Origin of the sequence: Streptomyces sp. JW3 (genome assembly GCF_052216785.1) — a bacterium.
Lineage (GTDB): Bacteria > Actinomycetota > Actinomycetes > Streptomycetales > Streptomycetaceae > Streptomyces.
The window spans coordinates 13410-27600 of record NZ_JBQOUX010000005.1 but is presented as its reverse complement, the minus strand read 5'-3'; the positions used below and the strand labels follow the sequence as shown (position 1 = coordinate 27600).

The 14191-nt window shown below is 71.3% G+C and carries 10 protein-coding genes and 1 pseudogene; 8 read left to right on the top strand and 3 right to left on the bottom strand.

Translation table 11 applies throughout. The annotated features are described in order from the left end of the window. The first annotated feature begins 1 nt into the window (after position 1). The 3 genes from secF to relA all read left to right on the top strand — a co-directional run bounded on the left by secF (position 2) and on the right by relA (position 4400). Positions 2 to 1132 carry a protein translocase subunit SecF gene (gene secF / locus ACTT8P_RS03685; RefSeq protein ID WP_442830056.1) on the top strand — a complete coding sequence of 377 codons (1131 nt, stop codon included), beginning with the start codon at positions 2 to 4 and terminating at the stop codon, positions 1130 to 1132. Beyond that, entirely contained in the window at positions 1129 to 1671 is a 543-nt protein-coding gene (locus tag ACTT8P_RS03680) for an adenine phosphoribosyltransferase (RefSeq protein WP_442830055.1), read from the top strand. Before secF ends, ACTT8P_RS03680 begins: the two co-directional genes overlap by 4 nt. Before the next feature lie 191 nt (positions 1672 to 1862). Beyond that, entirely contained in the window at positions 1863 to 4400 is a 2538-nt protein-coding gene (relA, locus tag ACTT8P_RS03675; RefSeq protein WP_442830054.1) for a GTP pyrophosphokinase, read from the top strand. Positions 4401 to 4462: 62 nt separating this feature from the next. On the opposite strand, the gene ACTT8P_RS03670 is transcribed toward relA, so the two are convergent. Both ACTT8P_RS03670 and ACTT8P_RS03665 read right to left on the bottom strand, forming a co-directional pair. Continuing rightward, positions 4463 to 5692, bottom strand: coding sequence for a DUF349 domain-containing protein (locus ACTT8P_RS03670; protein WP_442830053.1), 1230 nt, complete (start codon positions 5690 to 5692; stop codon positions 4463 to 4465). 135 nt (positions 5693 to 5827) lie between these two features. Continuing rightward, positions 5828 to 6646 carry a peptidylprolyl isomerase gene (locus tag ACTT8P_RS03665; protein WP_442830052.1) on the bottom strand — a complete coding sequence of 273 codons (819 nt, stop codon included), beginning with the start codon at positions 6644 to 6646 and terminating at the stop codon, positions 5828 to 5830. Between the two features lie 180 nt (positions 6647 to 6826). Between ACTT8P_RS03665 and ACTT8P_RS03660 the strand changes: the two genes are divergently transcribed. From ACTT8P_RS03660 to rpsD, 5 genes are all read left to right on the top strand, one after another. Beyond that, entirely contained in the window at positions 6827 to 7537 is a 711-nt protein-coding gene (locus tag ACTT8P_RS03660; protein WP_442830051.1) for an MBL fold metallo-hydrolase, read from the top strand. Positions 7538 to 7550: 13 nt separating this feature from the next. After that, positions 7551 to 8813 (top strand): histidine--tRNA ligase, encoded by a 1263-nt coding sequence (gene hisS / locus ACTT8P_RS03655; RefSeq protein ID WP_442830050.1) that lies wholly within the window; start codon positions 7551 to 7553, stop codon positions 8811 to 8813. A 180-nt stretch (positions 8814 to 8993) separates the two neighbouring features. Continuing rightward, on the top strand, positions 8994 to 9653 hold the full coding sequence (locus ACTT8P_RS03650) for a vitamin K epoxide reductase family protein (protein ID WP_442830049.1): 660 nt from the start codon (positions 8994 to 8996) through the stop codon (positions 9651 to 9653). Between the two features lie 44 nt (positions 9654 to 9697). After that, entirely contained in the window at positions 9698 to 11053 is a 1356-nt protein-coding gene (locus tag ACTT8P_RS03645) for a replication-associated recombination protein A (RefSeq protein ID WP_442830048.1), read from the top strand. A gap of 303 nt (positions 11054 to 11356) precedes the next feature. Beyond that, the gene (gene rpsD, locus ACTT8P_RS03640; protein ID WP_442830047.1) at positions 11357 to 11971 is read left to right on the top strand and encodes a 30S ribosomal protein S4; all 615 of its coding nucleotides are present in this window, start codon (positions 11357 to 11359) and stop codon (positions 11969 to 11971) included. On the opposite strand, the pseudogene ACTT8P_RS03635 reads toward rpsD, so the two are convergent. Further along, positions 11959 to 14172, bottom strand: a pseudogene (locus ACTT8P_RS03635) (ATP-binding protein). The gene rpsD and the pseudogene ACTT8P_RS03635 sit on opposite strands and share 13 nt — an antisense overlap. Positions 14173 to 14191: the final 19 nt, after the last annotated feature.

The following is a 14191-nucleotide window of genomic DNA, read 5'->3' as shown; positions in this document are numbered from 1 at the left end:
GATGTCGAAACTCGGCGAGCTCGGCGCCCGACTGCACCACGGCGAGGTCGGCTACGACTTCGTCAAGAACCGCAAGATCTGGTACGGCATCTCGATCCTGATCACCATCACGGCCATCGTCGGCCTGTCGGTGCGCGGCCTGCACATGGGCATCGAGTTCCAGGGCGGTGCCGTCTTCACCACCCCGAAGAACGTCAGCGCCTCGGTCTCGCAGGCCGAGGAGCACGCGGAGACGGCCTCCGGCCACGACGCGATCGTGCAGCAGCTCGGTGACGGCAGCATGCGCATCCAGATCGCCGGCATCGACACCGACAAGTCGGACCAGATCAAGAAAGAGCTGGCCAAGGACCTGAAGGTCGACGCCGAGCAGATCAACGCCGAGCTGGTCGGCCCCAGCTGGGGCGACCAGATCGCCAACAAGGCGTGGCAGGGCCTGGGCATCTTCCTGGTCCTGGTGGTGATCTACCTGGCGATCGCCTTCGAGTGGCGGATGGCACTGGCCGCCTTCGTCGCGCTGATCCACGACATCACCATCACGGTCGGCATCTACGCCCTGGTCGGCTTCGAGGTCACCCCGGGCACGGTGATCGGTCTGCTGACCATCCTCGGCTACTCGCTGTACGACACGGTGGTCGTCTTCGACAGCCTCAAGGAACAGACCAAGGACATCACCAAGCAGACCCGCTGGACCTACGCCGAGATCGCCAACCGGTCGATCAACAGCACCCTGGTCCGCTCCATCAACACCACGGTGGTCGCGCTGCTGCCGGTGGCGGGCCTGCTCTTCATCGGTGGCGGCGTGCTCGGCGCCGGCATGCTCAACGACATCTCGCTGTCGCTGTTCGTCGGTCTCGCGGCCGGCGCGTACTCCTCGATCTTCATCGCCACGCCGCTCGTCGCCGACCTCAAGGAGCGCGAGCCGAAGATGAAGGCGCTCAGGAAACGCGTCCTGGCCAAGCGGGCCCAGGCCGCCTCCAAGGGCGAGCCGCCGGAGCACGAGGTCGGTGACGAGCGGTACGCCGACGAGGACGGCGACGGGCCCGAGGACGCCGCGCCCGCGGTCGTCGGGCCCCGCAACCAGCCCGCGTCCCGGGGCCGCGGCCGCGGCCGACCCTCGGGGAAGCGCCGATGACCACCCTGACCGAGCTGCTGCTCAGCCGCATCCGGGACGTGGCGGACTACCCGGAGCCGGGCGTGATGTTCAAGGACATCACCCCGCTGCTCGCCGACCCGGAGGCGTTCGGCGCCCTGACCGACGCCCTGGCCGGCATCGCCAAGGACACCGGCGCCACCAAGGTCGTCGGCCTGGAGGCCCGGGGCTTCATCCTGGGCGCCCCGGTCGCCGTCCGGGCCGGCCTCGGCTTCATCCCCGTACGCAAGGCGGGCAAGCTGCCCGGAGCCACTCTCGGCCAGACGTACGACCTGGAGTACGGCTCGGCCGAGATCGAGATCCACGCCGAGGACCTCGACCCCGACGACCGGGTCCTGGTCGTCGACGACGTGCTGGCCACCGGCGGCACGGCCGAGGCGTCGCTCCAGCTGATCCGCCGGGCCGGGGCGCGCACCGCGGGCGTCGCGGTCCTGATGGAGCTGGCCTTCCTGAACGGACGCGCCCGCCTGGCACCGGCCCTGGACGGCGCCCCGCTGCACGCGCTGCTCACCGTCGGATAACCACGGCGCGGCCGGCCGGACACCGGCACGACACACAAGGGGCGGGCTCGGAGGAATCCGGCGCCCGCCCCAGGCGTTTCTCCCGTAGACGGGTCTCACAACGGCCTGAAGGCGATCCTGCGACCCAGGATGGCTACCATGGGGTTTCCGGAGCCTGACCGGGGGACCCGGATCGCGCACGAGGAGTCCTCTTGCCAGACGAGGCCCAGCCACTGACCGCCGCCAAGCCCGAGTCCGCCTCGGCGCCCGCGGCCAAGCCCGCGCCCACCGCGCCGCACGCGACCAACGACACCCGCGGGACGCTCCAGCACACCCAGTCCGCGCCCGTCGACAAGCCGGCCGAGCAGCAGGCGCACCCCAAGCCCGCGCCCCCGGAGCACACGCGGAACGCGCCGGTGGTCCGCGCGCCCGCCGGCCAGTCCGCCCGCACCGGCTCCTCCAACCGGGTCCGGGCCCGCCTCGCCCGCCTCGGCGTCCAGCGCGCCAACCCCTACAACCCGGTGCTGGAGCCGCTGCTGCGCATAGTCCGCGGCAACGACCCCAAGATCGAAACGGCGACTTTGCGCCAGATCGAGCGCGCCTACCAGGTCGCCGAGCGCTGGCACCGCGGTCAGAAGCGCAAGAGCGGCGACCCGTACATCACCCACCCGCTCGCCGTCACCACCATCCTCGCCGAGCTGGGCATGGACCCGGCCACCCTGATGGCCGGGCTGCTGCACGACACCGTCGAGGACACCGAGTACGGCCTGGACGACCTGCGCCGCGACTTCGGCGACGTGGTCGCGCTGCTCGTGGACGGCGTCACCAAGCTGGACAAGGTCAAGTTCGGCGAGGCCGCGCAGGCCGAGACGGTGCGCAAGATGGTCGTTGCCATGGCCAAGGACCCCCGCGTCCTGGTCATCAAGCTCGCCGACCGGCTGCACAACATGCGCACCATGCGCTACCTCAAGCGCGAGAAGCAGGAGAAGAAGGCGCGCGAGACCCTGGAGATCTACGCGCCGCTCGCCCACCGCCTGGGCATGAACACCATCAAATGGGAGCTGGAGGACCTCGCCTTCGCGATCCTCTACCCCAAGATGTACGACGAGATCGTCCGCCTGGTCGCCGAGCGCGCCCCCAAGCGCGACGAGTACCTGGCGGTCGTCACCGACGAGGTCCAGCAGGACCTGCGCGCCGCCCGCATCAAGGCGACCGTCACCGGCCGCCCCAAGCACTACTACAGCGTCTACCAGAAGATGATCGTCCGCGGCCGGGACTTCGCGGAGATCTACGACCTGGTGGGCATCCGCGTCCTGGTGGACACCGTCCGCGACTGCTACGCGGCGCTCGGCACGGTGCACGCCCGCTGGAACCCGGTTCCGGGGCGGTTCAAGGACTACATCGCGATGCCCAAGTTCAACATGTACCAGTCGCTGCACACCACGGTCATCGGGCCCAGCGGCAAGCCGGTCGAGCTCCAGATCCGCACCTTCGACATGCACCGCCGCGCCGAGTACGGCATCGCCGCGCACTGGAAGTACAAGCAGGAGGCCGTGGCCGGAGCCTCCAAGGTGCGCTCCGACGCGCCCCGCACCACCGGCAAGGACGACCACCTCAACGACATGGCGTGGCTGCGCCAGCTCCTTGACTGGCAGAAGGAGACCGAGGACCCCGGCGAGTTCCTGGAGTCGCTGCGGTTCGACCTGTCCCGCAACGAGGTCTTCGTCTTCACCCCCAAGGGCGACGTCATAGCGCTCCCGGCGGGCGCCACCCCCGTCGACTTCTCCTACGCGGTCCACACCGAGGTCGGCCACCGCACCATAGGAGCCCGGGTCAACGGCCGCCTGGTGCCGCTGGAGTCCACCCTGGACAACGGCGACCTGGTGGAGGTCTTCACCTCCAAGGCCCCCGGCGCCGGCCCGTCCCGCGACTGGCTCGGCTTCGTCAAGTCACCGCGCGCCCGCAACAAGATCCGCGCCTGGTTCTCCAAGGAGCGCCGCGACGAGGCCATCGAGCAGGGCAAGGACGCCATCGTCCGCGCCATGCGCAAGCAGAACCTCCCCATCCAGCGCATCCTGACCGGCGACTCCCTGGTCACCCTCGCCCACGAGATGCGCTACTCCGACATCTCCGCGCTGTACGCGGCGATCGGCGAGGGCCATGTCTCCGCGCAGAACATCGTGCAGAAGCTGGTCCAGGCGCTCGGCGGCGAGGAGGCGGCCACCGAGGAGATCGACGAGGCGGTACCGCCGTCCCGGGGCCGCGGCCGCAAGCGGCGCAGCAACGCCGATCCGGGCGTGGTGGTCAAGGGCGTCGACGACGTCTGGGTCAAGCTCGCCCGATGTTGCACGCCCGTCCCCGGCGACCCGATCATCGGCTTCGTCACCCGGGGCAGCGGCGTATCCGTGCACCGCAGCGACTGCGTCAACGTGGACTCGCTCTCCCGCGAGCCCGAGCGCATCCTGGAGGTCGAGTGGGCGCCCACCCAGTCCTCGGTCTTCCTGGTCGCCATCCAGGTCGAGGCCCTGGACCGCTCCCGGCTGCTGTCGGACGTCACGCGGGTGCTGTCCGACCAGCACGTCAACATCCTCTCCGCGGCCGTCCAGACCTCCCGCGACCGGGTCGCCACCTCCCGCTTCACCTTCGAGATGGGCGACCCGAAACATCTCGGCCATGTTCTGAAGGCCGTACGCGGCGTCGAGGGCGTCTACGACGTGTACCGGGTGACGTCGGCGCGCAGGCCCTCGTAGTACCGACGGGCGCACATGAAGAAGGGGCCCCTGAGCGGGGCCCCTTCTCGTCATGTGTGGCGTCAGCCGCCGAACTCCTGGAGCCCCTTCAGCGCCTGGTCAAGGAGCGCCTGGCGGCCGTCCAGCTCGCGCTGGAGCTTGTCCGCGCGGGCGTTGTTGCCCTGCGCGCGGGCCGTCTCGATCTGGCCGCGCAGCTTGTCCACGGCGGCCTGGAGCTGACCGGTCAGACCCTCGGCACGCGCGCGTGCCTCCGGGTTGGTCCGGCGCCACTCGGCCTCCTCGGCGTCCTGGAGCGCCCGCTCGACCGCGTGCATCCGGCCCTCGACCTTCGGCCGGGCGTCCCGGGGCACGTGCCCGATGGCCTCCCAGCGCTCGTTGACCGCACGGAACGCGGCGCGGGCCGCCTTCAGGTCCGTGATCGGCAGGAGCTTCTCGGCCTCCTCGGCCAGCTCCTCCTTGAGCTTGAGGTTCTCGGTCTGCTCGGCGTCCCGCTCGGCGAAGACCGAGCTGCGCGCGGCGAAGAAGACGTCCTGGGCTCCGCGGAAGCGGTTCCACAGATCGTCCTCGTGCTCGCGCTGGGCGCGGCCCGCCGCCTTCCACTCGGTCATCAGGTCGCGGTACCGCGCGGCCGTCGGACCCCAGTCCGTCGAACCGGACAGCGCCTCGGCCTCGCCGACCAGCCGCTCCTTGGTGCGGCGGGCCTCCTCGCGCTGCGCGTCGAGCTGCGCGAAGTGCTGCTTGCGCCGCTTGGAGAACGCCGAGCGCGCGTGCGAGAAGCGGTGCCACAGCTCGTCGTCGGACTTGCGGTCAAGGCGCGGCAGCCCCTTCCAGGTGTCCACCAGCGCCCGCAGCCGCTCGCCGGCCGCCCGCCACTGGTCGGACGCGGCCAGCTCCTCGGCCTCGATGACCAGGGCCTCCTTGGCGTGGCGGGCCTCGTCGGACTGCTTGGCCCGCTGCGCCTTGCGCTCCTCGCGGCGGGTCTCCACCAGCTCCACGAGCTTGTCCAGCCGCTCCCTGAGCGCGTTCAGGTCGCCGACCGCGTGGTGCGCGTCGACCTGCTCGCGCAGATGCTGGATCGCGGCCTGGGCGTCCTTCGCCGACAGGTCGGTGGTCCGCACCCGCTTCTCGAGGAGGCCGATCTCGACCACCAGACCCTCGTACTTGCGCTCGAAGTAGGCCAGCGCCTCCTCGGGGGAGCCGGCCTGCCAGGAACCGACGACCTGCTCGCCGTCGGCCGTACGCACGTACACGGTCCCCGTCTCGTCGACGCGGCCCCACGGGTCGCTGCTCACAGCGCCTCCTCCACATGATGCCTGCGGAGGGCTTTCCCACCCCCGGGCATCGTCCACAGTTTCGTCACCGCCAACATAGGCGAACGGCAGGTGACCTGTCCGCATCCCGCACGACCGAAATTCGGCGGCCGGCGGTCAGGATTTCGCGACGGTGGCCTTGTCGATCACGACCGTCGCGTTCGGCGCCCCGTCCCCGGCTCCGGTGCTCTCACCTGCGGCGGCGATCTTCTTGAGCACCTTCATGCCGGCGTCCGAGATGGTGCCGAACGGGGTGTAGCTGGGCGGCAGCTCACTGTCCTGGTACACCAGGAAGAACTGGCTGCCGCCGGTGTCGGCCTGACCGGTGTTGGCCATCGCGACGGTGCCCGCCGGGTAGATGTTGTCCTTCAGGCTTTTGTCCTTCAGGTTCTCGTCCGGGATCGTGTAGCCGGGACCGCCGGTGCCCTGTCCGGTCGGGTCGCCGCACTGGAGCACGTAGATGCCGCTGGTGGTGAGCCGGTGGCAGGTGGAGTGGTCGAAGAAGCCCTTGGCCGCCAGGAAGTTGAACGAGTTCACCGTGTGCGGCGCCGCCGACGTCTTCAGGGCGATGTCTATCGCGCCGCACGTCGTGTCCAGCGTCATGGTGTAGTCCGCCGACTTGTCGATGGACATCGCCGGCTCCTTCTTCCACGTCTTGGTCGCGACCTTGCCCGCCGCGGCCTTGTCGCACGGATCGGCGGCCTTGGACGCCGACGCGCTGGGCGACGCCTCCGCGCTCGCGTTCTCCTTGTCGTCGTCGCCCTTGAGCGTGCCGGTCGTGTACAGCGCGAGGCTGCCCACCAGCACCACTCCGAGCACCGACGCGATCACCGAGTTCCGCACCCGCGCCTTGCGTCGCGCGGACGTACGCCGCTGCTGCTGCCGCAAGAACTTCTCCCGGGCGAGCTGACGCCGCCGCTGTTCCTGGCTGACCACCGGGTTGTCTCCTATGCGTCTTCGTGTGCCGACCGGTACGCGTGCGTGCTCGTGGGCCGACCGCCTGCGTTAGCCCCGTACCGTATATGGGTTCGCTGAGGAATCGGCACCGCCGGTAGGCTCTGACCACGGGCGCAGCGCGCTCACAAGCCACCCGTATCGACACAACGAAGGACGATCGTGCTCATTGCCGGGTTCCCCGCCGGAGCCTGGGGGACGAACTGCTACCTCGTCGCCCCGGCCGCCGGGGAGGAGTGCGTGATCATCGACCCCGGCCACCAGGCCGCCCAGGGCGTCGAGGAAGCGCTGAAGAAGCACCGGCTCAAGCCGGTCGCCGTCGTCCTCACCCACGGCCACATCGACCACGTGGCCTCGGTCGTCCCGGTGTGCGGCGCGAGCGGCGTGCCCGCCTGGATCCATCCGGCCGACCGCTACATGATGAGCGACCCCGAGAAGGGGCTCGGCCGGTCCATCGGGATGCCGCTGATGGGCGAGCTGAGCGTGGGGGAGCCGGACGACGTCCGGGAACTGGCCGACGGCGCGCGGCTGGAGCTGGCGGGCCTGGAGCTGACCGTCGCGCACGCGCCGGGCCATACCAAGGGGTCGGTGACCTTCGGCCTGCCCGAGGCGGCGGACATCCCGCCCGTGCTGTTCTCGGGCGACCTGCTGTTCGCCGGCTCCATCGGACGCACCGACCTGCCCGGTGGCTCCATGACCGACCTGCTCGAGTCCCTGACCCGCGTGGTCCTGCCGCTCGACGACGCGACCGTGGTGCTGTCCGGACACGGCCCCCAGACGACCATCGGCCAGGAGCGCGCCGCCAACCCGTATCTGCGGCAGGCGGCTCCCGGCCAGGGAGCGCGGCAGTCGGCTCCCCGACGAGGAATGTGACGAGAGACCTCCCGTGAGCACCTTCAAGGCCCCCAAGGGCACCTACGACCTGACCCCGCCGGACTCCGCCACGTACCTGGCGGTCCGCGAGGCGATCGCGGCCCCGCTGCGCGACTCCGGCTACGGCTACATCGAGACCCCCGGCTTCGAGAACGTCGAGCTGTTCGCCCGCGGCGTCGGCGAGTCCACCGACATCGTCACCAAGGAGATGTACGCCTTCGAGACCAAGGGCGGCGACAAGCTCGCCCTGCGCCCCGAGGGCACCGCCTCCGTACTGCGCGCCGCCCTGGAGGCCAACCTGCACAAGGCGGGCAACCTCCCGGTCAAGCTCTGGTACTCGGGCTCCTACTACCGCTACGAGCGCCCGCAGAAGGGCCGTTACCGCCACTTCTCGCAGGTCGGCGCCGAGGCGATCGGCGCGGAGGACCCGGCGCTCGACGCCGAGCTGATCATCCTGGCCGACCAGGCGTACCGCTCGCTGGGCCTGCGCGACTTCCGCATCCTGCTCAACTCCCTGGGCGACAAGGAGTGCCGCCCGGTCTACCGGGCCGCCCTCCAGGAGTTCCTGCGCGGCCTCGACCTGGACGCGGACACCCTGCGCCGGGCCGACATCAACCCGCTGCGGGTCCTGGACGACAAGCGCCCCGAGGTGCAGAAGCAGCTCACCGACGCCCCCCTGCTGCGCGACTACCTGTGCGACGGCTGCAAGGCGTACCACGAGGAGGTCCGCGAACTGGTCACCGCGGCGGGCGTGCTCTTCGAGGACGACCCGAAGCTGGTGCGCGGCCTGGACTACTACACGCGCACCACCTTCGAGTTCGTCCACGACGGGCTGGGCTCGCAGTCCGCGGTGGGCGGCGGCGGCCGCTACGACGGCCTCTCCGAGATGATCGGCGGCCCCGCGCTGCCGTCCGTCGGCTGGGCCCTCGGCGTCGACCGCACGGTCCTCGCCCTGGAGGCCGAGGGCGTCGAACTCGACCTGCCGGCCGCCACCTCCGTCTTCGCCGTACCGCTCGGCGAGGAGGCCCGCCGCGTCCTGTTCGCCAAGGTCACCGAACTGCGCAAGAACGGCGTCGCCGCCGACTTCGCCTACGGCGGCAAGGGCCTCAAGGGCGCCATGAAGAACGCCAACCGCAGCGGCGCCCGCTACACCATCGTGGCCGGCGAACGCGACCTGGCCGAGGGCGTCGTCCAGCTCAAGGACATGGAGTCCGGCGAGCAGAGCGCGATCGGCGTCAACGAGATCGTGGCGGAACTGGAGTCCCGGCTCGGCTGAGGCCGCGCCCCGGCCGGCGTTCGTTCACCTGTGCCGCAGGGGAACGGACATCGGCCGGAACCCGCCCCGAAAGACGTCCGTGGGCACGTCCTTATCCCCAGCGAACGGTGGACACACGCGCGTATACGGCACAATGGCCCTGCCCGAAGCAGGTCCAGCCTCCAGTGACGGAATCGCGTGATGAGTAGGACGACAGTGAAGGACGTCTCCACGGAGCCCGAGCCCTCGGCGGAACCCGTCGGCTCCCCGCACCGCGAGGGCGGCAGCCGCGCCTTCGCCGTGCTGCTGGTGATCACCGGCGCCGCCGGACTGCTCGCCGCGTGGGTCATCACGATCGACAAGTTCAAGCTGCTCGAGGCCAAGGTCGCCGGCACCACCTACACCCCCGGGTGCAGCCTGAACCCCGTCGTCTCCTGCGGCAGCGTCATGGAGAGCGACCAGGCGGCCGCCTTCGGCTTCCCGAACCCGATGCTCGGCCTGGTCTGCTACGGCATCGTGATCTGCGTCGGCATGAGCCTGCTGGCGCGGGCCCGCTTCCCGCGCTGGTACTGGCTCACCTTCAACGCGGGCACCCTGTTCGGCGTGGGCTTCTGCACCTGGCTCCAGTTCCAGTCCCTGTACCGGATCAACGCCCTGTGCCTGTGGTGCTCGCTGGCCTGGGTCGCCACGATCGTCATGTTCTGGTACGTGACCAGCTTCACCGTGCGCAAGGGCTTCCTGCCCGCGCCGAACTGGCTGCGCGGCTTCTTCGGCGAGTTCACCTGGGTGCTGCCGGTGCTGCACATCGGCATCATCGGCATGCTGATCCTGACCCGCTGGTGGGACTTCTGGACCAGCTGACGGCGCCCGCCGCGTTGTCAGTGCGGTGATTTAGGGTTTCCAGGGTGGAGCCCGATCTGTTCACCGCCGCCGCCGAAGAACGCCAGGAGAAGGACCCCTCCGGCAGCCCCCTGGCCGTCCGGATGCGCCCGCGCACCCTCGACGAGGTGGTGGGCCAACAGCACCTGCTGAAGCCGGGCTCCCCGCTGCGCCGCCTGGTCGGCGAGGCCGCGGCCGGACCGGCCGGCCCCTCCTCGGTGATCCTCTGGGGCCCGCCCGGCACCGGCAAGACGACCCTGGCGTACGTCGTCTCCAAGGCCACCAACAAGCGGTTCGTGGAACTGTCGGCGATCACCGCTGGCGTCAAGGAGGTCCGCGCGGTCATCGACGGCGCCCGCCGCGCGGTCGGCGGGTACGGCAAGGAGACCGTGCTCTTCCTCGACGAGATCCACCGCTTCAGCAAGGCCCAGCAGGACTCCCTGCTCCCGGCGGTCGAGAACCGCTGGGTGACCCTGATCGCCGCGACCACCGAGAACCCGTACTTCTCGGTGATCTCCCCGCTCCTGTCCCGCTCCCTGCTGCTCACCCTCGAACCGCTCACCGACGACGACGTCCGCGGCCTGCTGCGCCGCGCGGTCGCCGCCGACCGGGGCCTGAAGAGCGCCGTCGCCCTCCCCGCGGACACCGAGGACCACCTGCTGCGGATCGCCGGCGGCGACGCCCGCCGCGCGCTGACCGCCCTGGAGGCCGCCGCCGGCGCCGCCCTCGACCAGGGCGAGAGCGAGATCGCGCTGGCCACGCTGGAGGAGACGGTCGACCGGGCGGCGGTCACATACGACCGCGACGGCGACCAGCACTACGACGTCGCCAGCGCCCTGATCAAGTCGATCCGCGGCTCCGACGTGGACGCCGCGCTGCACTACCTGGCCCGGATGATCGACGCCGGCGAGGACCCCCGGTTCATCGCCCGCCGCCTGATGATCTCCGCCAGCGAGGACATCGGCCTGGCCGATCCCGGCGCCCTGCCGATCGCGGTCGCCGCCGCCCAGGCGGTCGCCATGATCGGCTTCCCCGAGGCCGCGCTCACCCTCAGCCACGCCACCATCGCCCTCGCCCTGGCCCCCAAGTCCAACGCCGCGACCACCGCGATCGGCGCCGCCCTGGACGACGTACGCAAGGGGCACGCCGGGACCGTCCCCGCCCATCTGCGCGACAGCCACTACCAGGGCGCGGGCAAGCTCGGCCACGGACAGGGGTACGTCTACCCGCACGACCTGCCCGAGGGCATCGCGCCCCAGCAGTACGCCCCGGACGCCCTGAAGGACCGCGAGTACTACACCCCGACCCGGCACGGAGCCGAGGCGCGGTACGCGGACGCGGTGGAATGGACCAGGAAGCACCTCGGTCGAAAGTGGCCCTGAACACCCTGTAAACTCAGCCGGAGTGCCGAGTCCCGTGCCGTCAGAGCGGGACACCCGGCCGGAACCCCCTCGGGGGCTCCAGGAGCGTCGCGCACCGTCCATCGGTGTCGCGGGCAGCCCACCACCACCCACGTACACGCGTACGACGGGACCGGTCGGTGGGCCACTCGTGTGCTGCACGTATGTGCCCAGTACAGGGGAGCGGCTGCCCACCGAAGTCCGTTCGCGGACCAGGAGGGTTTCCCCGGCTGCGGATGCGACCTCCCTCAACCCTGACAAGCCGACACTACGGAATGAGAGACAGTGGCGAACCAGTCCCGCCCCAAGGTCAAGAAGTCGCGTGCCCTCGGCATCGCGCTGACGCCGAAGGCCGTCAAGTACTTCGAGGCCCGCCCCTACCCGCCGGGTGAGCACGGCCGCGGCCGCAAGCAGAACTCGGACTACAAGGTCCGTCTGCTGGAGAAGCAGCGTCTGCGTGCCCAGTACGATGTCTCCGAGCGTCAGCTCGTCCGCGCCTACGACCGTGCCTCCAAGGTCCAGGGCAAGACCGGTGAGGCCCTGATCATCGAGCTGGAGCGCCGCCTCGACGCGCTGGTCCTGCGCTCGGGCATCGCCCGCACGATCTACCAGGCCCGCCAGATGGTCGTCCACGGCCACATCGCGGTCAACGGCCAGAAGGTCGACAAGCCGTCCTTCCGCGTCCGTCCCGACGACGTCGTGCAGGTCCGCGACCGCTCCAAGGAGAAGACGCTGTTCCAGGTCGCGCGTGAGGGTGGCTTCGCCCCCGACGGCGAGACCCCGCGTTACCTCCAGGTGAACCTCAAGGCCCTGGCGTTCCGCCTGGACCGTGAGCCGAACCGCAAGGAGATCCCGGTGATCTGCGACGAGCAGCTCGTCGTCGAGTACTACGCCCGCTGATCCCAGCCGGCCGCGGTACCCGGGCCCGCTGTCTGTCCGCCCTCGCCGGGCGGGGACAGCGGGTTTCTTCATGCCCAGCGGGCTTCTTCATGCCCCCGGCGCAGGGTGCGGGTGCGTGAGCACGCCCGCCGGTGCCTCGTCGGCCCGCCGCAGCGCCCGGGCCACCGCCTCCTCCCGGCCCAGCCGGGCCCCCGCCGCAGGCACTCCTCGTACCCCTCGTCGCCCAGCCGCTCCCGGGCCGCCGCCGCGCACAGCTCGTGCGGCGCGTTGTAGTGCGCCGAACCGAACAGCGGCAGCCCCACCGCGGGCCACATCCGGCCGGCCGCCCCCTGGAGCACCGCCGCCTCCGCCGCGTCCCCCTCCGTCACCGTGACCAGCGCCAGCAGTTCCAGTGCCAGCACCGAACCCAGCAGGTCACGGAAGCCGTGCGCGTCGACCAGACAGACAGTCAGCAGCCGCCGGGCGCCGCCCGGATCGCCGTCGCTCCAGGCCGCGTACGCCAGCACGTACAGCGCGTAGGTACGGGCCCAGCGCTCGCCGTGGTCGTCGCACACCTGGCGGACGTCCTCGCACAGCCGCACCGCGTCCGCCAGATCGCCCTGGAAGGCCCGCGCCATCGCCAGCTCCACCTGGCCCATCAGCACATTGCTGTTCAGCTCGCCGATCTCCCGGTACCGCTCCAGCGCCGCGCGCAGCAGCGTCTCGGCGCCCGCCACGTCGTCGGTGACCAGCGCCAGACAGCCGGTGCGGTGCACGGCGTACGCCACCGCCGTGGGGTTGCGGGCCCGCTCCGCCTCCTGGCGGCACTCCTGGAGCGCCGCCAGCGCGGGCACCGTGTCGCCCTGGAGGATCGCCACATAGGCCAGTACCCACAGCGCCTTCAGCCGGGACTGCTCCCGCGCGGTGCGCTCCGCGTCCAGGCGGACCGCCTGGTCCAGCCAGTGCCGCCCCTCCGCCAGCCGCCCGCAGCCCACCCAGTGGAACCAGAGGGAGCCCGCCAGGTACTGGCCCAGATGCGCCCCGTCCGGATCGGAGAGGCAGTGGTCCAGGGCGAGCCGCAGATTCGGCAGCTCGGCCTCGATCCGCGCGGCGACCTCCGGCTGGCGCGGCGAGAACCAGTCCAGCTCGCACCAGGTCGCCAGGCCCACGTACCAGTCCCGGTGCCGGCGCCGCAGCCGGGCCGCGTCGCCCGTCGCCTCCAGCCACTCGGCGCCGTACGCCCGCACCGTGCCCAGCATCCGGTAGCGGGCCCCGGCCGGGGTCTCCTCGCGGGTCAGCACCGACTGGGCGAGCAGCGCGGAGAGCACGTCCAGCACCTCCTCGGCGGGCAGCCCGCCGCCGCTGCACACGTACTCCGCCGCCTCCAGGTCGAACCGGCCCGCGAACACCGAGAGACGCGCCCACAGCAGCCGCTCCCCGGGCGTGCACAGTTCGTGGCTCCAGCCGATCGTGGTGCGCAGCGCCCGGTGCCGGGGGAGCACCGTCCGGTGCTCGCCGGCCAGCAGCCGGAACCGGTCGTCCAGCCGGTCCAGCACCTGCCGCGGCGTCAGCGCGCCCAGCCGGCCCGCCGCCAGTTCGATCGCCAGCGGGATGCCGTCCAGCCGTCGGCACAGCTCCCGCACCTCGGCGCCGTCCCCATCGCCGACCGCCACGCCCTGCTGGGCCGCGCGGACCGTGAGCAGGGCCACCGCCTCCTCCTCGGCCAGCGGCGCCAGCGGGAACCGCCGCTCGCCGGGGACGGCCAGCGGGCGGCGACCCACCGCCAGCACGCGCAGCCCGGGGGACCGGCCCAGCAGCTCCGTCACCAGCTCGGCACACGCGTCCACAAGATGTTCGATTCCGTCGAGCAGCAGCAGGACCTCCCGCTCGGCGAGATGGGCGAGCAGGGCCTCGCGGGGCGTCCGGGTGGTGTGGTCGGTCAGGCCGAGCGCCTCCACCACCGCGTAGTCCACGAACTCCGCGTCGCGCACCGGCGCCAGCTCCACCCGCCACACCCCGTCCCGCGGCGCCGACCGCGCGGCGACCCGCTCCGCCAGCCGCGACTTGCCGGCCCCGCCGGTCCCGGTGACCGTCACCAGCCGCGCGCCGCGCAGCGCGCCGTCCAGTGCGGCCAGTTCCGCCGTGCGCCCCACGAAGGCGTCCAGCTCCAGCGGCAGATTCCCGGCCGGTCGGACCGGTCCGGCAGGTTGAGGATCACGCATAGGCGACGCAGCGTACTGA

Bases quoted from the DNA above. Each gene is read 5' to 3' on its own strand.
- secF (WP_442830056.1), top strand. From the start codon at position 2: ATGTCGAAACTCGGCGAGCTCGGCGCCCGACTGCACCACGGCGAGGTC.
- ACTT8P_RS03680 (WP_442830055.1), top strand. From the start codon at position 1,129: ATGACCACCCTGACCGAGCTGCTGCTCAGCCGCATCCGGGACGTGGCG.
- ACTT8P_RS03650 (WP_442830049.1), top strand. From the start codon at position 8,994: ATGAGTAGGACGACAGTGAAGGACGTCTCCACGGAGCCCGAGCCCTCG.